Annotated in this window: 10 protein-coding genes; 3 read left to right on the top strand and 7 right to left on the bottom strand. The window is 50.6% G+C overall.

Annotated features, from left to right (window positions below):
* Window positions 1–8: 8 nt before the first annotated feature.
* A complete protein-coding gene (locus BBD41_RS15120; RefSeq protein ID WP_099478053.1) occupies window positions 9–1,130 on the top strand; it encodes a sensor histidine kinase in 1,122 nt (373 codons plus the stop codon).
* A complete protein-coding gene (locus BBD41_RS15115) occupies window positions 1,127–1,732 on the top strand; it encodes a response regulator transcription factor (RefSeq protein WP_077568798.1) in 606 nt (201 codons plus the stop codon). Before BBD41_RS15120 ends, BBD41_RS15115 begins: the two co-directional genes overlap by 4 nt.
* Window positions 1,733–1,855: 123 nt before the next feature.
* Here the strand turns inward: BBD41_RS15115 and BBD41_RS15110 are convergent, their stop codons facing one another.
* The 6 genes from BBD41_RS15110 to BBD41_RS15085 all read right to left on the bottom strand — a co-directional run bounded on the left by BBD41_RS15110 (window position 1,856) and on the right by BBD41_RS15085 (window position 11,302).
* Window positions 1,856–6,187, bottom strand: coding sequence for an LPXTG cell wall anchor domain-containing protein (locus BBD41_RS15110; RefSeq protein WP_099478052.1), 4,332 nt, complete (start codon window positions 6,185–6,187; stop codon window positions 1,856–1,858).
* A 203-nt stretch (window positions 6,188–6,390) separates the two neighbouring features.
* Window positions 6,391–7,014: a class D sortase gene (locus tag BBD41_RS15105; protein ID WP_099478051.1), complete on the bottom strand. Its 624-nt coding sequence runs from the start codon at window positions 7,012–7,014 to the stop codon at window positions 6,391–6,393.
* A gap of 8 nt (window positions 7,015–7,022) precedes the next feature.
* Complete coding sequence (locus tag BBD41_RS15100; RefSeq protein WP_237087112.1) at window positions 7,023–8,180, bottom strand: response regulator; 1,158 nt, start codon at window positions 8,178–8,180, stop codon at window positions 7,023–7,025.
* A 407-nt stretch (window positions 8,181–8,587) separates the two neighbouring features.
* Window positions 8,588–9,496, bottom strand: coding sequence for an SMI1/KNR4 family protein (locus BBD41_RS15095; RefSeq protein ID WP_099478050.1), 909 nt, complete (start codon window positions 9,494–9,496; stop codon window positions 8,588–8,590).
* Between the two features lie 305 nt (window positions 9,497–9,801).
* The gene (locus BBD41_RS15090; RefSeq protein WP_099478049.1) at window positions 9,802–10,305 is read right to left on the bottom strand and encodes a DinB family protein; all 504 of its coding nucleotides are present in this window, start codon (window positions 10,303–10,305) and stop codon (window positions 9,802–9,804) included.
* Window positions 10,306–10,672: 367 nt separating this feature from the next.
* On the bottom strand, window positions 10,673–11,302 hold the full coding sequence (locus BBD41_RS15085; RefSeq protein WP_099480631.1) for a class D sortase: 630 nt from the start codon (window positions 11,300–11,302) through the stop codon (window positions 10,673–10,675).
* A gap of 1,112 nt (window positions 11,303–12,414) precedes the next feature.
* Between BBD41_RS15085 and BBD41_RS15080 the strand changes: the two genes are divergently transcribed.
* Window positions 12,415–16,251 carry an isopeptide-forming domain-containing fimbrial protein gene (locus BBD41_RS15080; RefSeq protein WP_237087111.1) on the top strand — a complete coding sequence of 1,279 codons (3,837 nt, stop codon included), beginning with the start codon at window positions 12,415–12,417 and terminating at the stop codon, window positions 16,249–16,251.
* A gap of 358 nt (window positions 16,252–16,609) precedes the next feature.
* On the opposite strand, the gene BBD41_RS15075 is transcribed toward BBD41_RS15080, so the two are convergent.
* Entirely contained in the window at window positions 16,610–20,926 is a 4,317-nt protein-coding gene (locus tag BBD41_RS15075) for a DUF8202 domain-containing protein (protein WP_157929304.1), read from the bottom strand.
* Window positions 20,927–21,171: the final 245 nt, after the last annotated feature.

Genomic DNA, 21,171 nt, shown 5'->3' with positions numbered 1-21,171 from the left:
GGCTTGATATGTTTCATAAGTTGTACCCGAAGGATCAGATCAAAAATTATCTGCTGATCGATATTGTACTAACGGTGTTTTTATTCTACCGGGTGCTAAGCTCGGAGACGGCACCGGGACTGTGGGGCAGCCTTCTGCTGCTCCTGCTGTTCCTGGTTTCGTTTTATATTGCGCTGTGGCGCCGCGGCGGCTGGCTTCTGGCAGCTGTACTGGCCGGCCAGTGTACACTTGCCGTTCTTGGCGTATTCATTGGGCCGAGCGTCCTGCTGTTCGGGCTCATCTTTGCCGACTTGCTCGGCAAGTCCAGGTCCAAAGGGCAGATCGCTGTCGGCAGTGCTGCTATTGCCCTCTCGTATCTGCTCGTGTTCGTCATCCGCCAGGAGCCGCTGCTGAAGACGGCGAATGCCATTTACCTGCCGGTTATGATCATACAGACGCTGTACCCCGCCATCATCTATATTCGGGAAAAAGCAAAAAGCCTGCAGGGCGAGCTGGAGGAAGCCAACCAGCAGATCGCCATGTATATCCAGCAGGAGGAGCGTCAGCGGATTGCAAGGGATCTTCATGATACGCTCGGACAGACGCTGATGATGATCAAGATGAAGACTGAGCTGGCAACGAGATGGGTGGATAAGGATCCTGTCCAGGCCAAACGGGAGCTTGGCGAGATTCTCGACAGCTCCAGAACGGCCCTCAAGCAGGTGAGAGAGCTGGTATCGGAGATGAAATTCATCTCCCTGGCCGGCGAGCTGGAGCACTCGGCTAAGCTGCTGGGTACGGCAGGGATTGAGCTGAGGATCGAGAAGCCGGAGAAGTCCCCGCTGTTATCCAGCGTGGAGGAAACGATGCTTGCGCTCTGCGTGCGGGAAGCCATGACCAACATCATCAAGCATAGCCGCGCCAAGCGATGCACCATCCGGATCGAGGCCAAGGACGAAGCCTACGAGATCCATATTGCGGATGACGGCACCGGGATCAAGCAGCCGGACGGCGGAAACGGCATCCCTTCGATGAAGGAGCGGATGAAGATGCTCGGAGGCACGTTTGCCATTGCGTCTTCCCCGACCGGGGGAACCGCCTTATCCTTAAAGCTCCCGTTACGCCAGCTTAAAAAGGAGGACCCCGCATGATTCGAATCGTGATTGCAGAAGATCAGAAAATGCTTCGCGGCGCATTCGCCTCATTGCTCCAGTTCGAAGACGACATCGAGGTGGTGGCAGAGGTGCCGGACGGAGAACTGGCCTGGGAAGCCATCTTGCTCCATCAGCCGGATGTGTGCGTGCTCGACATCGAGATGCCTCATCTTAGCGGACTTGAGATAGCCGAGAGGATTCGCCATGCCGGCCTGCCTTGCAAAATCGTGATCGTTACGACCTTCGCGCGCCCCGGATATTTGCAAAGAGCGATGGATGCGCAAGTGGAGGGATATTTGCTAAAGGACGAGCCGATCGATTACTTGATCGAGGCGATCCGCCGGGTCATGAAGGGCGAGCGGGTCGTCAGCACCGACCTGGCGGCAGCGCTCTTCATGAAGGAGGAGAATCCGCTCAGCGAGCGGGAGCTTGAAATGCTTCGCTTGACCAAGGAAGGGATGACGACCGAGGACATTAGCAAGGCTCTGTTCCTGACGCGGGGAACGGTTCGCAATTACCTCTCTTCGGCCATTCAGAAGCTGGACGCCGAGTCCCGGCAGCAGGCGGTCGCGATTGCGGAGGATAAGGGCTGGTTGTAGGCGTTAAGCCGTAAAAGGGTGATAGGGTGACTTTAGCAGTATTGTGGCCTGAAGTTTCTCTCGATACATATCTCATGTGGACACGAAAAAAACAGCCTGCCGCTTGCCGGCAGGCTGTTCCTCTTAATTGGATTTCATCGCTTGACGCTTATTTCTGATCATTACCCCTATAGCGAGAAGAATCAGCCCGAAGCCTGCCAATTGGATTGGAAGCTGGCTCTCTTCTCCCGTCTTAGGCAGCTTGTCTCCGTATGCGCCTGCTTCAGGTTTGCTGCCATTACCGTTGCCATTCGCCGAATCATGATTGTGACCGGCGCCAGGGCGTGTGCTGGCATCGTTCACATCTTGGGATCCATCTCCATCAGGTTGGGATTCCGTATTCGTGCCGTCAGGACGGCCAGGCTCTTCCGGATCCGTCACCGGATCTGTACCTGTACCCGGCGCATCTGGTGTGCCTGGCTGTTCCGGTGTGCCCGGGGTCCCCGGTGTTCCTGGTGTTCCTGGTGTTCCTGGCTGTACAATCGTACCTGGAACCTCCGGAATTTCCGGCTGCGGCGGCTTCGGCGGCTCCGGCCTCACCGGACCCGGATTGGTTACCGGCGGATTCGGATTCGTGCCGCCTCCGTCATCTCCGCCTCCACTATCGATGATTCTACGGGTATTCTCAATGATGATATGGGTTTCCGTCCCCTGTTGAACCTCGAATTCCGTCAAGGCCTGACGGATGATATATCCCGAAGGGGCTGCGGTTTCTTCCGCATAATATTTACCGGGTCTTAGCCCAGTAAGGGCAAGCTCCCCGTTCCCATCCGTCTTCAATCCGGCTAAAGCCTCGCCGGCGGCATCCAGAACCGGCTTCATGCCGCTATCCAAAATGCGGAATTCGGCACCCTCGAGCGGGATGTCCAATCTTCCGGCTTCAATCTTGCTCAGCTTCAGCGAGCCAGTGATCATATTATTGGTGAAGGAGAGCTCCAGCGTCTGATCATCGACGATTTCGAATTTCAACGGCTCGATCACCAGCTCGTATCCGGCCGGAGCCGCTGTCTCAACGAACATATAACTTCCGGCTTTCAACTGATCCACGAACAACGTTCCGTTCTCATCGGTAACAAGTCCGTCGGCGACGGGGTTGCCGTACACATCCTGAAGCACAAATCCGGCTCCAGGCAGCGGCGTACCGTCGAAGGCATCGGTCTTGGTCAATCGGACGGAACCGATGTGGATTTCATTCGCGGCCGAAATGACTTTCGGCTCGGTCTGGTAGACATCGATGGTGACCGGAATCGGGTCCGAATTCAGCTTGTACCCTTTCGGGGCTTTGGTTTCGACAAGCTGATAATCTCCGGGCGCAAGGCTCGCCAGCCGGATTTGCCCGTTGTGATCGGTTTCCCATTCTTTCCCGCCGTACACATCCTCAATAACGCCGCCGTTATTTTTCTGCAGCTTAAAGAATGCGCCAGGCAAAAGCTTCCCGGCATCGTCCTTGTCCACTTTGGTGAACACGACATCCCAGTTCCCCTTTGTATTGGTGACCGTTACTTCGGTTTTACCCGGTGCAAAATCAATGGTGTAACCATCCCGGTATGGATCATCGATGAGGTATCCGGCCGGAGGCTCCAATTCCTTAAGCATGTACTGCTTATATTTATAATTCTTAAAAATTGCTTCACCTTGCTCATTCGTCTCAAGAATCTGCAGGAGTGTGCTTCCGGTCTTATCGTAAAGCCCGAACTTGGCGCCGGCTAATGGCGCATGGGTATCCGCATCGATCTTCTTGATCAAAAGATCGCCCTTGCCCGGGACATTCGCCCCGCCCCCGGCTCCGGAGAAGCTGACGTTGAACTGCTCCATCTTGGCATCCTGCACATCGCCTGCCGACTGGCCGGCTAACGAAATATGGTTGCTGATGGCTTCCCCGTTATCCGCGTTGATAAACGAGGTGTATTCCAGCACATAAGCTTCTTCAATCGGTTGCGGGAACGTCAGGGTAAACGCATTGCCCTGAATGTCCAAGCTGTAGTCCGTTTTATTAATGAGCGCGCCTTTGGCCAGCGTGCCATTCTTGGCAACGTTGGTCTTGTACAGCTTGAAGGAATCCGGAATCAGAATTTGATTCACGGACAGCTCGTCTTTCACCACGGCGTCTTCCACGTAAGACTGGCTTCGGTTGATATCCACGGTCCAATAGGCGTACTCTTGTTCCGCTCCGGTCCCCTGCTTGCCGCTCTTATGAATGACTTCCCCGCCGTGCTTCGGTTCGACTATCGAGCCCTTTTTAAACAACTGGTTGTCCGGGCTGCCCGCATCATACATCTCGGCGTTATTCTCATATTCCTCGGCAACCAGCAGTTGATCCAGACTTGTTTTGTACGTAATACGGTATGCGGAATCGATCGGATCTGCAAACGTTAACTCAAAACCGTCTTTCCCGTCTTTCGTACTCCGACTAACCGTATAATCCGTACCTGGGGTGAGAGGAGCTCCACTATCCTTTACGCCGTTGGTCCCTCCCGTCAAATCCAGCGGCTGAACTATAACGGAATCCTCCAGGAAATGCTGCGGACCCGTATAGAAATCACGCACGACCGGTTTGTCGATGTTATACAGATTGTAATTCACGATCAACGTCCACGTCATTTCCTTGGTCGTTGCGTCATACTCCCCGGTCTTTGCTCCGTTATCCTTCGTATATTGATCCACTTCGATTGAAACCTTTTGGAGCTTAATCGGGGTTCCTTGATCCCAGCTGATTTCGCCGGTGTTCCCATAGCTTGCTTTCCCGGCTTGAGCGGTAGGATCAAAGGTTGTGGTATACGTAATGACATGGCTCGTCGAGATATCTTTCAAAAGGGTAATCTTGAAGCCGGATCTGTAATCGGGATCGGGCTCCAGCTTGTAGTCTGTCCCTTCTGCGAGCAAGTTGCCGCCCTTATCCTTTATGACCAGACTTCCAGCCTTAAGCTCCATATGCTCGCCTGCGAAGCTGTCCGTAATGACCACGCCGGTCATCGGATGTTCGTCTTCATTGAGCATCAGCCGCCAGTCGATGGTCTTGTCGGCATAGTTAATGCCCGTATAAGTTTTATTGAAAATGACCTGTCGGATATTCCCGCTTGCCTTAGCCTCAGTACCATCCCACATGGTAACGGCGTTTTCCACTACTCCGTTTTGATGAACGCGGCCCTTCGCTTTGGTTTGATATCGGATCTCGTAGGCGGAGTCAATAATATCGTTGAACGCCAGCTTGAACCCGGTTGATTCTTTCGATACGGTATAGTCTTGACCCTTAACGAGCGACTGACCACTGTTAACCGCAGTTCCGTCGTCAGCGATCTGCATTTTGTAGACAGTGAACGAATCATCAATCAGCTCTTGAGTGCTAGTATCGAATTTATCCTCGATCCAGGCATCGTTCTGTTCAATCCGCTGTTCATTGTAGTTGTATTGAATGGCCCAAGAAATCGTCTGGGAGTTCGCATCATACCCTATTTGTTTCTTCCCGAGCGGCTGGCTGTACTTAACGCCCACGCTCGCCGTATCTGACAGCGTCAGATTATCGCCTGCCACTTCCACGCGGTTATCGAATTTCGCAACGGACTTGTCCTTGATCTCCGTGTCATACACAACACGATAGGCCTTGTCGGTCTTTCCGTTGAAGTTCAGCTTGAACCCCGCAGTTAAATCCTTGGTATACTCGGTGCCTTCGGTCAGCGTTCTTGTCTCCTTCACGCTGCCATCCAGCTGCACTTCCAGCTCGTACACCTTAATCGAAGCTGCATCCAATTGAAGTCCCGCAGGCAGCGTGTCTTCAAACACAGCATCTTCGGTAGCCTTCTCACCCTTGTTAAAATCAACGGTCCAGCTGATTTTGTTCGGGTTCATCGGCCGGTCCAGCTTAGCGTTCTTGTCGATTTCGCTGGCACTCTTGCTTTTGAAATGCACCGGAATCTGAACGATGTCGCCCTGGAAATCAAAATCCAGGACCTGGCGGGTTCCGCCCGAAAATTTGCTTGCCTCGAATTCGATCTCGACGTAGAAATTTCCATCCAATCGGTCATCGTCCTCGATCTCTTGATTGAACGTAAATGTCACTTCGCCCTCCGGCGACACGATATACGTTCCTACCCCGCCGGTAAGGTCTCCTTCGAGAATCCTGCCCGCTTTGAATCGATCCGGAAGGCTGAAAATAAATTTCGCCCCGTCCTTGTAGCCGTGATTCTCAGGCAGCTCCCAATTCATAATGATGTTAACACGTGCTCCCTGGTCCAGCCGCACATCCTCCTGCGAAATATCTCTGCCCGCACTATCTTTAATCATGATGTCTGTAATAATATTTTCCGTGATGAGATTGGAGCCGGCAGCCGCAGAGGCCGAGCCTTGGGGGAACAACAAATTCAGCAAGAGCAGCATCGCCATAAGCAATGGCAGCTGTCTCCAACGCTTCCTTCGCATTCGTTGAATCACCCTCTCTTTTAATTAAAATCGTCGCACCCGTTTTTCGAGCAGGACCTTCCTACTATATACCAGGCTTCTGAACATTTTCTGAATAAATCATAGGTCCTTTCATCGGCCAGTCACTCATAAAAAAATAGGTCAACCGCAGGATCGGATTGACCTATTTCCAATGCATATTCACAATAAACCTAATACAACCGTTAAGATATGATTTTCCCTTTAATAATGAGCCGATGCGTCGGATTGACCATCGGGTGGCAGGTCACCAGCGTAATCTCCTTGTTCTTCCCGTCGCTCTCCAGCACCCATACCTCTTCCGGCTTGACGATCAGCTTTTCGGTTACTTCATACGTAAAGACTTGTGAGCCCGTATCCACTTCGATGGAATCGCCCACTGCCAGCTCATCCAATCGGTTAAAGTTCCTTCCATAGGTTCGGTTGCGATGACCGGCAACGGCAAAATTGCCAATCTGTCCGGGTCTTCCGGTATGCTCGATGCTGGCCAATGTCGTCCTCAGATTCTCCTTCGTCGCCCCGTGCAATACGGGCAGCTTCAGATCAATCTTCGGGATAGCAAGCATCACTTCAAGCTCCCCTTCGGACTTGGCAGCCGCCGGCGCGGGGGTACCCGACTCACCTTCAATGGATTCCGGGTTCCCCGACGCCTGACGATCATCCACAACGCTGATCTGTTGAAGACTATCCTGCCATTCGCGGGCCAGCTGCTCCTGCTCCGCCTGCTGAACCATTTCCGTCAGCTTCGGATAGAATATTAGGATGATTCCTGCAATGATGAATAAAATAGGCAATACCCGTTTGATCATGGTCTCACTCACACCCCTTGCTCATCAGCGACCTCAATGGTCTGCTCCCACTCTTTGTACCATTGAACGATGTTGTCCGAGAGAGGGACCTCGTATTCTCCGAGCAGCACTTCCTTCATCCGCTGAAACAGCTTTCTGACTTCAGAGTGATGATACAGCGAAGCATAGATATACATCAATCCGACATAGCCGTCCTCCAAATACGGCAGCCGCTCGATCACCTGCTGGTGGATTTTTACGGCTTCCGCATGCTGGCCGATTTCGACATGACATGCTGCGACGGATTGAACATGCTCGAGCCAGAGCAGCCGAAGCCGTTCCTGCTCCGGCTCTGCCCACACATACCGGTGGTCCGCCAGGAAATCCCCTTCGTACATATCCATGATCGACTGGTGGATGGAAAGCGTGTCCGGCGTTACCTCCGGCGCTTTACTCAGCCTGTCTTCCCATTTCTCCACGTCCAGCCTGCCCGCAAGCTCCAGCCGGTAGCTCTCGTCATGATAATGAATCCGGGCATCCAGCCCACACATTCTGATCATTTTCCGGATCTGATATATGGCCGTATGAAGCTGGGTCACCGCCTTGTGCGGGTCGTGGACAGGCCACAGCAGATCCATGAGCGTCTGCTTGCTCACCGTCTTGCCCCGGTAGTAAATAAGGTAGGCGAACAGCTCCGGGGCCTTTAATGTTTTCCACGGAAAATGCTTCGGCTCGCCGTTCTCCCTATAGTGCAGGGATTGCAAACAGCAAAGGGTTACTTGTTCTTGTTCATCTTCGGTAAGGCTGACCGCTGCTGCTGGCTTTGATAACGAACCTTTAACGATTCTGTTTAATGTAACGGAAAGCCGTGAAGGAAGCACGGGCTTCAGCAAATAATCCAGCGCGTTGACCTCAAATGCCTTGATCGCATAATCATCGTAGGCGGTCACAAACACGATCTGAAGCTGGGGCCGAATCTCCCACAAACGCTCCGCCAATTCAAAACCGTTCATCTCCGGCATCTCGATATCCAGAAATACGACGTCAGGCTCCTCTATTTGGGCTGCATCTAATGCTTCATACGGATTATGATATTCGCCAACCCATTGGAAATCGGCGGCAGCCTCCTCTTGTAACAGCAGTCTCTTCAAATACTGTGTAGCCAGTATTTCATCATCGACGAACATGACCTTCAAGGTCTTTCTCTCCCCCTTCTGCAGGCTCGCCATCCCCCTTGACCGGGTTCGTAATAGATGAAGTGATGCTCCTGATGAATTGCAATCATGCATGAAGGACTTCTTGTTATCCCTCGGACGCAAATCCAGCGAACAGCTTCCCCAATCGTCCAACACCATTTCTTCTATATATTGGCATGTTGCGTTGAATATTTTCTGAATGCTTATTCTAAGTCTTTATACTCATCTTAACACAATAGAATGTTTCTTTTGATATTCGATTACAATTTTTGCTTCATGCAGCTGGAATTATTTGTGGTGAGGCACCCGGCGTAATGCCGACTAATGGCGCATTGTAAAAAAGCTGCTCAGGAGGAAGAGATCGCGCTCCTCACTGAACAGCTTCTTATCGCATCCGTTTACTCGTGCACCAATCCCTGAACAAAAGCCTGAAAGTTCGGCGCAAGCCGGGTAATCTTGTCCGGATGTCTCTGGTCGACATGAACGATCTCGGGTTCACCGTCATTGCCGGCTGCCCGGTAGTCCAGCATGACCGCTTCCGCCTCGGAAGGGCACACGCATAGAACGACACCGATCTCCGGGTAGCCTCTGCTCTCGATCATATGCCGGCTGCCGGCTTCTCCGCAGAGCGAAAGCCTCTTCTCCCGGCCAATGCCCAGCACGCCCGCAATCTCGATGCGGCCTTCGGTTGCATCCCCCGATGTTACAGGGAAATACCTTCTGCGGGGAATCCCGCCATTATGTACTTTCATCATCCGAATATAAGCCGCCGGCAGTTTGAAGACCAGCTCTTCCTCGATGGATTCAACCAAATCGTCCGTCGGCGGTGCCATGATGAACGAATCGGCAGCTTCCGCGCCGTCATCCCAAAAATCCGTAACATCCGTATCAGCAGGAATAGACGCCTGTCCGGTTGGAGCTTCAACGGCTGACACAGCTGCTTCTTCCTCCTGCTCCTCTGTTTTACCCCGGATCCACTCCAGGAACTCCAGCGTATCCTCATCCCCCGGCTCCAGCCGGTCTGCAGCTTCGAAAGCCTCGCGCGCATTGTCATATTGCTCCAGGTAATAATAAGCCAGTCCGATGCGGTAGTGCCAGAGCGGGTCCTCTTGTCCTTCTTCCGCAATCGACAAGAACTGCTCAACCGCCTCCTCGTAGCGCTCCAGATTGTTCAGCGCTCTGCCCAAATGGCTTGTCAGGACGTAATCCCGTTCTTCTTCCGGAATCTCCGTGATCGCATCTACGATCGCTTCGAATTCATCCTCTTCGTGCCATTCCTCGAGCTGTTCCAAGAGTTCTTCCCTCATTGGCCTTGCCCCCTCTCATACTTTAGTAGAATTATACCATTTCCGGCACGGCAGGCTCCACATCGTGTATTGTTAGTAAGGCTGGGTCTTCCAAGGTACCGTGTACGTACTTTTTGTGGGGAGGGTGTGTAGGGTTCTGCCGGCCAATAACTTCCGGTCAGACGCCAGGAACACAAGAAAAGCCGCAATCCCTGTAAGGATCGCAGCCAGAAACCGATGAGCTTTAGCCAGGCCCAACATCCGTGCGGTTTAAGATGGACGCTAAATGAGTTAAAGTTTAACGCTGGGCTCCGGTCAGGTTATTATTACAGGGGCGCCTGTTCCACCCCGAAATGAACCCAGTCTTCTTTAGGAGGCCCATATACGCCAAAAGGCTTTAATCCCGCTTGACGCATCAGAATGGTAACCTGTCCCCGGTGGTGGACAATGTGCTTGATGAGTCCCATCAAGATGGACGCATTGGATTCGTCTCTTCCGAAGGCATTCTGCACCGTTTGCAGCGAAGCGTCCGTCCACTGCTCCTCGATGGCGCGTGCCGCCCGGTCGCTGATCTTCGCAAAGGTATCGGCAATTCCCTTCGCGGAAGCGGGGACTTCCTCCGCGTTCGGGATCTGTTCGATGGCAATTCCGAACTCTGACAAATATTCCGGGATATTCGTGGTGAAGTGCCAGGCGATTCTCCCCAACGTTCGTCCTTCCCCGTACACCTTCTGCTGCAGCGACGCATCCGTCAAACCGTTCAATACCTGCTGAGTCAATGCAGCCTCCCTCTTCCACTCGGCAACAAAATCTGCAATCGTAACATACATAAACGCAATCCTCCTTATTATTAGAAGCATATGTTATACGGCTCGCCCATCCGTTCCTGTTCCAGCGCCCTCCATATATTGGAGTCCCGGGGTTCTCATTAAATGGTTAGTGGACCGGCTGCCTTATCTCTATCCTAATCGTTAATAGTGACAAGGTTTGTCATTATTATTCGGCGAATGAAGTGTTAATCGAAAATTTGTTCATAAATTGAAATGTCTTAGCGAGCGAAGAAAAAAAGAGCACCGGGAAATCTGCATCATGACGCGACTGCAAAAAAAGCGGGATGAACGAAAAATCTCACAATCCATGAATGGATTGTGAGACATCCTCGCCATTGCATTAATCTTTTTGGGTTAGCATGAAAAACTAGGTGGTCTGCTCATCTCCAACCGGATATGCATAGAAGATAAAACGCTCCGGCGCATTGCCTAAGTAGCGGAACGGATAACAGGTCGAAACGACCAGCACCTCGGATCCCATCGATCGAATAACCGATGTATCGTCCTTGTCTACAATATCCGTGCTTCGAATCTCGTACTCAAATGTTCCATACGGCAGCTTTACGACGAATCGATCCCCAACCTCCAGCTTGTCAAAGTTCCGGAACACCGTGTCCCGATGGCCCGACAGCAGAATCTGTTCATCGTCCAGTGGAAATGCGGTGGAGCTGTAGTGCCCGACTCCTCTTTCGAGCATCTCCTCATCCGTCCCCTCGATTATCGGAAGCTCGGCTTCCAGCTTAGGAACTTCAAGCATCCCGATCACATCGTTCGGACTTGGGTCAAACTTGGACCTTTCGATCAAGGGATCACGATGCGAGGCTGGATCAACACCCTTATCATCCGAATGATCTATGGTTTGCGGCTGAGAAATCAGCGTATTCGCTTCCGCCATGGCTTCCTTCAGGCTTGCCTGATGCTCGAAATATTGAATTGCAGCGAATGTCACAAACCCGACACCGGCAAGCATTAACAACGCACCTACGATTCTTCGCATGGCTTCCCCTTTCATTTTGCTCAAATTCATCAGTCGGTGACTGCCAGGACAACAATGGAATCTATGATTTCAATGGGTTTTATCTATATTTTTACAACCATATCTTACTTCTTCTTCTCTTTAAAATCCAGCCGCGGACCGTACTTCTTCTCTTAATGAGTCAAAAGTAATAAATTTCCTCTGTGTGATCCAACCCTCTATTCTTTTTATATTAAGTATTTAAGCGCAGGTTATTTTCGCATTCCAACAGCCCCTAACCCCCTGTCATATGGCGTTTTCTGCATGACTAAGCATGTCGTTTCAAGGCGGCTTTCCCATGTTATTTTGTCTGTCCGGCTGCTTGTTTGTTGTAATTTGTCGAATTAACGTATGGGACAACGGGGCCACCTGGCATATGCTGGATATGGTACCGGCGGAATATTGTGGCTGAGTGGCTGCTAACTTATACTTGACGGTGAAAATGTATAATTTTAGGGAAAGGAGATAGTGCCTGAGACAGAAAATGAGCATATCGCACTAATGTGCTCAACTTCCGGGAAGATTACAGCAGATTGGAGGGAGACAGATTGCATTCTGCCCGCTCGGCAAGATCAAACGTATTAAAGCGGATTTTCATTCAATTTTCTATTCTATTAGTTATTCTAGGCGGGTTACAGCCTGCATTGACCGTACCGGTTCAGGCTGCAGGAGCCGATAGTACCGGGATCGAGGAAGCCCCATCGACGGTTACGTCCGGGATAACTCCTCTTGCCGCGTGCCCAGAGCCAGCAGCTCTGATTAATGGCAGCTTTGAGGAGCCGGTGTATGCACCGAATGATCCAAGGTTCCCGACCGGCCCAGGTTACTTTTCGGTTCAAGGTCAATACGTGCCAGGCTGGAAGACAACCGATTCCACTGGATCATTCGAAATCTTTAACAAAGGATTAATGGATCAAATCCAGCCTGGTTCTCCTGCTGATCAACAAGGCCTTAAAAATGCCGTGCCTCATGGGCAGCAAATGGCTGAATTGAATAGTAAAGAGCCTGCACAGTTATATCAAGATGTTAAGACGACTCCCGGGCAAACGATTTATTGGAGAATAGCACATAAAGGAAGACTAGGCGTGGATACCATGGCTGTTAAGATCGGCTCAGCCACTGTAGAGCCCAAAGCTCTTCCGATTGTTCAGCAACTAACGACTGGTAAAGACAACTGGAAATATTATACGGGTAGCTATGTTGTTCCGGCCAACCAAACGATAACTCGCTTTGGGTTCGAAGCCGTCTCATCGGCTGGGGGCAACCCTGCCGCAGGCAACTTCATCGATGATATTTTCCTCGGAACAGAGCCCTGCGTCATCGCAGATAAAACGGTATCTCCACAGGGAGAAGCATCCGCCGGGCAAGAGTTAACGTACGAAGTGACGGTTAAAAACAATGGCGGCGATGCCGCAGCAAATGTAACTTTTGAGGACAGCATTCCTGCAGGAACCGAATTTGTTCCCGGCTCTATTGTGGTGAATGGCCAGCCGGTTGACGACTCCCATTATGATCGCAGCAGCGACATGATCGTTATCGATCTGGGTGAGGTGCCGAATGCCGCGCAGTTGCCTCAAGGAAAAACGGTTCAATTCAAGGTGAAGGTGTTGTCCGGTTATGGGGGCATCGTCACAAGGAACCAGGCCATTATCAAATATGACAACAATTTGACCAACAAGTCGGAAGAAGTCGCTTCCAATGAGGTGAGCACATCCATTGCCGGCGAAACGAACGTGTGCCCGGCTCCGGTAGCGATGATCAACGGCAGTTTTGAGCAAGGCGCTGTCCGGGGAACTGCTGTTAATGGATCCGGACTCTACTACTATGAATCTGAAGTACCCGGGTGGAAGACCACGGATGATGCTAATGGTTATCCGGTCATTGAGTTATGGGACTGGGAGCAGAATATTCCTTCGGTTGTAAAGAACTGGCCAGCTCCCCCGGATGGCGACAAATGGGCGGAATTAAATGCTTTTGAAAACGGGATGCTCTATCAGGATGTGAAGACAACCCCTGGACAAACCATTTATTGGCGCCTATCGCATATGGGGCGGCAAGGGTCCGATACGATGCAGCTTCGTATCGGGGCAGCTACGGCTAACCCTTACGATACCGTAGTTCAGCAACAAATGACAGATGGTAACAAAGCCTGGGGAACTTATACGGGTACATATACGGTTCCTGCAGGACAAAAGGTTACCCGCTTCGGCTTTGAAGCGGTGAGCACAGCAAGCGCGAGCATTGGTGCAGGCAACTTCATCGATGATATCTTCCTTGGAACGGCACCATGCGTGACGGCCAACAAGACCGCATCTCCACAAGAAGTGAATGCCGGCGATGAAGTAACCTACGAGATTCAGATCAAGAACGAAGGCGGAGACATCGCCGCCGATGCGAGCGTGACGGATCTGATTCCTGCTGGAACGGAATACGTTCCTGGCTCCATGAAATTGATCCAAGACTCGACCACTAAGAACTTGACGGATGCCGACGATACCGACGAAGGTCGCTTTGACGGCAGCCAGGTCAGCATTCAGCTAGGCGACTTGGCCAATACGAGCCAATTGGCTGATGGCGTTACCGTGCAATTTAAAGTCAAGGTGTTAGCGAGCGCTACCAATCAGCAAATTAAAAACAAAGCACAAATCAGTTATGACAACTTATTGACAGGCGATACGGAAGAAAAGGAATCCAATGAAACCACAACTTCGGTTCGTTTCAATCCGCCTGTTCTTGAGTCTAACAAAACGGCAGTCCTTCAAACCAAGGCCGCCGGAAATACGGACCCTGATCATCCTGAACCAGGCGATACGCTGCGGTACACGATTCAGGCACGAAATACAGCCCTTAGCAGCTTTGTCAGCAATCTGGTTATCTCCGATGATCTGCCGGCCGGACTGCAATATGTGCCGGGCAGCATGAAGGTAGACGGCGTCTCCGTCACGGATGACGATAGCGATCAAGACGGCGGTTTGTACACCGATGGTCAAGTGATCGGCTTGGTCGGGGATATTACGGATACCGAATGGCATACGCTTGAATTCGACGCAGTCATCGAATCTGGACAAGCCGGAAAGAATATTCGCAACATCGCTGTTGTTGGCGGCGAGAATGTGAGCACGCCGAGCAAGTCCGAGGAAGAAGTTCTGGTTTATCCGCGCCATCCGGTTGTGGAATCGGAGAAGATCGCAGAGAACCTGGACGCGGGCAAAGCCAATTTTGAAGTCGGGGATACGGTTGTGTACACCATTCGAGCAAGAACGGTGACGCAGGATGCGTATATCTCGAATTTGAAAATTACGGATACCCTGCCGGATGGACTGGAATACGTGCCGGGCACCTTGACCGTGGACGGCAAATCAGTCACTGATGCAGAAAGCGACGATGAAGGCCATGTGGTGACCCGCTCCGTGTACGGAGGGTTCGGTGATATATGGGACGAAGATTGGCATGAGCTTCAATTCCATGCGATCATCGAATCCGGTCAAGCCGGCAAGGATATTCGAAATATTGCCAACGTAAGCGGCGACAATCTCGACGTTCCAAGCATGCCGGAAACCGAAGTCAAGGTCTATCCGCGCAATCCGGTCGTCGTATCGGAGAAGTCCTCAGCGAACCTTGAAGCGGGCAAGCAGTCGTTCGAAGTCGGGGATACGGTCACTTATACGATCCGGACTAGAACGGTGCTGGACGATACGTATATGTCCAACCTGGTCATATCGGATACGCTGCCGGCTGGTCTGGAATATATTCCGGGCAGCTTGAAGGTCGACGGTGTTTCGGTTACCGACGACAAGGACAGCGACAAAGGCCACTATGTCTCAGGTCAGGTGGCCGGTAACGTCGGGGATGTATGGGATACGAAATGGCATACGCTGGAGTTCCAGGCGAAGATCGTAGCAAGCGCCGGAGAAGCGATTCGCAACACCGGTGAAATTACCGGGGACAACATCGATCAGCCGAGCCGTCCAACGGATGAGATTGTGGTTGAGGAAGGCGACACGCCGCCGGTGGACCCACCGGTGGACCCACCGGTTGATCCGCCAGTCGACCCGCCAGTCAATCCGCCGGTAGATCCGGATCCACCGGTTACACCGCCTGTAACACCGCCTGTAACACCGCCGACTCCGCCTTCTCCAGTCATCGAGTCACGGAAGACGTCGCGGGATCTAAGTGGCGGCATCATCGGGGTTGGCGATACGCTGGAATATACAATCTCAGCACGCAACACCGTTGTCGGCAGCTATGTATCGAACCTTGTGATAGCCGACGCCCTGCCGGAAGGTCTGGCATATGTAGCAGGCAGCCTGAAGGTGGACGGCATTTCCGTCACCGATAACGTTGATGGAGACAAAGGCCAGTACGTTAACGGCAAAGTGAGCGGTAACTTTGGACGGATTACGGATACCGAATGGCATACGATTGCGTTCAAGGCAACCGTCAAAGCGGAACAAGCCGGCAAAACGATCGAAAACATCGGTGAAGTCACAGGCGATAATGTGACAAGTCCACAAAAGCCATCGAATGTCATCGAAGTGACCGACAACCGGAATAACGGTGGTAACAACACCAACCCTGGTGGCACGGGAGATTCCGACGGAGACTCCAACGGAGATTCGAATGAAGATCCGAACGGTAACTCGAATGAAGACACGGACGGAGACTCCAACGGGAACTCGAATGAAGATTCGAATGGAGACGCCGACGGGGATTCGAATACCGGTGCACAAACACCGGAAGATCAGAACGATTCAACCTTAGGTGAGTCAGATGCTGCTCCACAAAATCCGGCTCAATCCGGAGATCAAGCAGCAAATGAGCCTAACGGCAATAAATTGCCGAATACGGCTACGAACATGTACAGCTACATGGTAGCCGGAGCGATTCTGCTTCTTGCAGGTTTGCTTCTGCTCAGAAGAAGAAAAGCATAGGATAAAACACAAATCCCCCAAGTGATCATACTGGGGGGATTTGTTTTGGTATGGAGTACATTCAGGTCCACGTGACCATCATCGATGAATACGCGATCTCGGATTAAGCTTTATGAGGCTCTGTACAGTTGCCTAAGGTTCGGTGAACGTCACCTGAAATTTCCTTTCCGAATTCCGCCCATAATTTCATTTGATAAAGAGCTCTTACGAATAATCGATCCCTCTCCCCGACTCATGCTCAAGTTTGATCGTCCGCCACACTGCTCAACTATACTTTTGGCGATGAAATGCCGCATATAATAGAAAAACAACCATTGACGACGTTCAGGTCATCAATGGTTGTTTTGGCGTTGCTTTATTACTTATCGATCAGGTTCGTCACTTTCAGCATTCTTGCGATCAATGCGGTTACTTCAGCGCGTGTCATTTGCGCCTTTGGACTAAGGTGATCAGGTCCTTTGCCTTGGATAATTTCCGCTGCGATCAGCTGGGCAACATCCCCTTTAGCCCATGAAGCGACTTTATCTCCATCCGCATATGGCGCCAATGTGGAAGCAATTTGCTCCGGGCTCGGCACGTTTTCGGATTGGATCAAGCGGTACGCACGGGCAATCATCGCAAATCCTTGCTCTCTCGTGATTTGCTGACTACCTTTGAAGCTGCCGTCCGTATAACCCCGAACGATATCAAATTCGTCCGCGAGCGCAACGGCATTCCGATACCATGCCGTAGACGGCACGTCTGGGTAGATATTCTGCGGTGCGTCTTGACGCATCAATCCCAGGCCCAACACGACAATTTCAGCAAATTCAGAGCGTGTCACATGACGGTTCGGCGAAAACGTGTTGTCGCCATTGCCTTTCAGATCGAGTCTTGCGGCAATATTGTTCACGTCTGCTCTGCCCCAGTGATACTGCACATCCTCGAAATCCTGCGGATTCCAGATCACTGAATAAGTACCGCTGCTGCGCAGGTCATTAATCAGCGCGAAGTACCGGTTATTGACCTTTGTTACGACCGTCGGTACATGGTACACGCTGCCGTCCGGATTCACAATAACGCCTGTCGTAATCCGGTTCGGGTCAATGCCTTCCGGAAGCGCGATGTATTTCGGCGCATAACCGTTCAACAATCCCGCTCTATCTGTTTTCCCGTCATGGTTAAAGGTCAAATCGAGATCGACCGGATGCACAAGCAGTTCATAACCGCCTTCAGCTGCCTTCTCGCTGGCAAGCTTAGCGAGATCGTCCGCAGAACGTTTGATTTTGATGTTAGCGGCAATATCGCTGATCAGCGCGTTGCCGAACTGCTTGCTGATTGCGTTCACATCAAGCTGCCCTGCAGGAACCGGATAAATCGCCAGCACGTCTTCAATTTCCAGGCTGGAGCCGGTATCGGCAAGCTTCTTCAGATCTTCAAGTGTCAATCCTCGAACTTCGACATCGCTGTTACCCGGAACGCGGATGCCAAGTTTATGTCCTTTACCATCCGCAAGAATGCCGGACAGCTTGTTCTTATCGATCGTAACCATCGCTTGGTTACCATTGACTGTACCCGAAGCGAACGATACATTCGAACCGTTATCGGTTGTTACGATGCTACCCGGTTTCTCCGTGTTGTCTGGTGTTGATGGGGTTGTTGTTCCTCCGGTATTGCCGGTGCTGCCGCCACCATTATCGCTGCTGTATTCCCTCGTTACCTTCACGGTATATTCTTTGGAACTGCCGTCTTTACCGGTAACTTTGACGACAATGTTATTAAGTCCGACATTCAGCGCGAGATCATCGCTGATCTGACCACTAGCGACTTCTTTCCATTCCCCGTTATTTACGCGTATTTGAATCGTCGCGTTTGGATCCACTGCCGTCGGCGTCAATTGAATCTGGTACACACTGTTACTTACGTTCATCGTGTAGGTATCCTGATTCGGATCAAATGCCGGAGACAAGCTTCCTACAGAAGGAACTAACGATTCCAACTTGTTGTCGGCTGGTACAGCACTTTCACGGAAAATTGTATAGGTATACTCGTTGATCAGCTGACCGGTTTTACTATAGACGCCGACTTTTACAACATTATCCACGCCCTCCTCTAACGGAAGGTTGTCCCACTGGTCAACAGGATACTCTTTACCGTTCACGAAGACTTTGACCTGATTATCATCTGGATATTTCGCCTTCGGATTCAAGCTGATGCCGTATACGTCGTTCGCTACGGTTCCTTGATAGGTTTTGTATTGGTTCGGATCGAACGCTGGGTTAAGTGTAATGGCTTGGTTCCCATCGTTATTCAAACCTGCGAGATTCAACTCCTCTAGTTCTCCGTTCAATACAACGAGATTATCCAACGCTTTTTGCAGCTTGTCCAGCGCTTGATCCACATCGGCTTGTGTTGCATTTGGATCTTTCAGCACACGATTCGCTTCCTCAAGCACACGCTCCTGATTAGTCCAGCTTGCTTGCGTATAGTCGGAAGGTGTCAGGCTTTTCGCCTCATTGATTTTGTTCCTCAACGCTGTTTTATCTACACCTTCCGGTGCCGTAAACTCTACGACATCCGATGCTTCTGAATCCGTATATACATCCGGAGTATTCGACTTCGCCGTTAAAGTCACTTCATAGGTTCCTGGTGCTAATCCCAACGTCAACAAGTCGAATTCTGTTCCCTCTACCGTTTCTGTAGTTATAACCACACCGTCTTTTGACTTAACGGTTACTTCATACTTGTCTGCATAGTTTACAGCTTCCCAGATCAGCTTATTGTCCTGCAACTGCGCAGTTGGTTTCTTTAACTGCATCTGATCAACCGTATACTCCACAGCATCCGATGCTTCCGAATCCGTATATTCTGCTGGATTATCCGACTTCGCCGTTACAGTCACTGAATAAGTCCCTGGAACCAAGGCAGGTTCTATCTTCGATAAGTCGAGTTCTGTTCCATTTGGTACCGGAACTTTGCTGATCGTTCCATCACTATGCTTGATGGTTACTTCGTAACCGTCAGCATCTGTAACCGCATCCCATGTCAGCTGGTCCCCGTTCACTGTAACGTTGTCTGGTCTCTCCAACTTTGGGACGGCTTTGTAATCCACCTCATTTGACACTTCGGATTCCGAATACGCCAGATCGCTTGACTTCGCGATAACCGTCAATTTATAGGTGTCCGGGGCTAATCCCAGAGTCGTCAAGTCAAGCGTCGTCTTACCATCAAGTACTTCCACTATTTTTACCGTGTTATCGTTTAACGTGATCGTCACTTCATACTTATCAGCATGCTCCACCGGCTCCCATGTTAGCTCATGAACATCCAATTTAACATTCGGCGCAGCCAAAGGAATCTTTAGTGCTCTGGCAAATGTAAAGGTTGCACCGTCTGCAAGCTCACCGGTACTCAATGTTACTTGACCGGATACATCCAACGCTTTAGCTGTGGTCTCATTAATGAGCAAGTAATAACAATAATCTTCATCTACATCGGGTATTTGCAGTGTAATTTCGGCATCAGCCCAATTTGTTTTTTCCACCTTAAAATTACGTTGCATGCGTTGTAAATCACCAGGAACGTCCGTTGTGGAAACTGCTTGGTTATACTCTGCGCTTCCATTATCATCGCTGAATACAAAGAATGAGCGATCATTTACAATTTCAGATTGAACATCTTTATTAGCCGTAGTAATCTCATTACCTAATGCAATCGTTACGATTGCTCCCGTTTCCTGAGACTTTGACTGCTTTTGATTCAAATTGCCAGTTTCGTCGAGTCCAATCCCTGTAATACGGTTGCCGTACCCAACGTTCTTGGTCGCTGTCCACATCTTTGTCCCATCAGTACCGTTAGTGCTGTCGCTTGCAATATAATCCATCGGCTGACCATTTTCATTTTTCAACGTCAAGCCATACTTCAACGCTAGGTAGCTGTTTACTTTTTGACGTTCATAGTCTTCAAGTTTCCTGTTATAGAGAATGACTTCGGAAATTCTTCCATTAAATATACTGTTATGTCCTGCGCCAATATAGTATCTCGATTGACCGGTAGTACGAGAGAAGAAATTAGGTGTGTTGGTAGGTTCATGTCGTTTCTCTGCACCATTAAGTGAAAGACTCCAATCATCTGGTGCACTCCAGATATTCATGATCGCGGCATTTTTCAACAAATCCTCGTCCACACTAATGTCCAGAGTGGATTCTCTGCCGAAAGCCGTCCGAATTGTAGGCCAGTAGATAGTATTGTTCTCAGTTATCCCTGCACCAAACTCCCATGGAAAACTTGCTGTTTTCTTCACTCCGTTGCTTGCTTGAACTGAAAATATTTCTCGCATATTATCGTCCTGGTTAAATTGCCCGATTTGATACAGACCCGAACCTGGAAATTCAATTCCACCATTAAAATTAAATGCACTGGTCAAATACTGACCAGTTCCAGTCCACGTTCTGTTCCCACGCTGGTCAATCAATTTATCGGATTTACCTGCAGCTTGTCCCGCTTCATCTATACTTTTTTCCGCGTCAATCCATGAAATCAACCCAGTATCCACTCCACCGGGGGCAGGTACTACTCCTGCTGCACTCACAGGCTGCGGTGCGAACACAGCGGGAAAACTGCTTGCCACGACAACGAACGCAAGCAAAACCTTAAGCTGCCTCTTCCAGAATAATTTACTGCTTTTTGAAAACAAGCTCTCTCATCCTCCTGTTCTTTCGTATCTCCCAGCAATTGCAGGAAGCTTCGAAAATTCTAAAGTTTACTCGGGACTTTGCTTAACTTTTCACTACTCTTAACCTCAAAGTTAGAGTCTAGTCCCATTTAAAGTCACACCCAACCGACGGCATTTCAAAAAAGCATCAACCCCTTTCAATGCTGCAGACCCTTTTTATAAAAGCCTACCAACACCGAATCTTTCAGGTAAAACGAAAAAACCTC

This window comes from Paenibacillus ihbetae (genome assembly GCF_002741055.1).
GTDB classification, from domain to species: domain Bacteria; phylum Bacillota; class Bacilli; order Paenibacillales; family Paenibacillaceae; genus Paenibacillus_AQ; species Paenibacillus_AQ ihbetae.
Note: the sequence above shows the minus strand (reverse complement) of the source record. Positions and strands in the feature narration are given on the sequence as shown.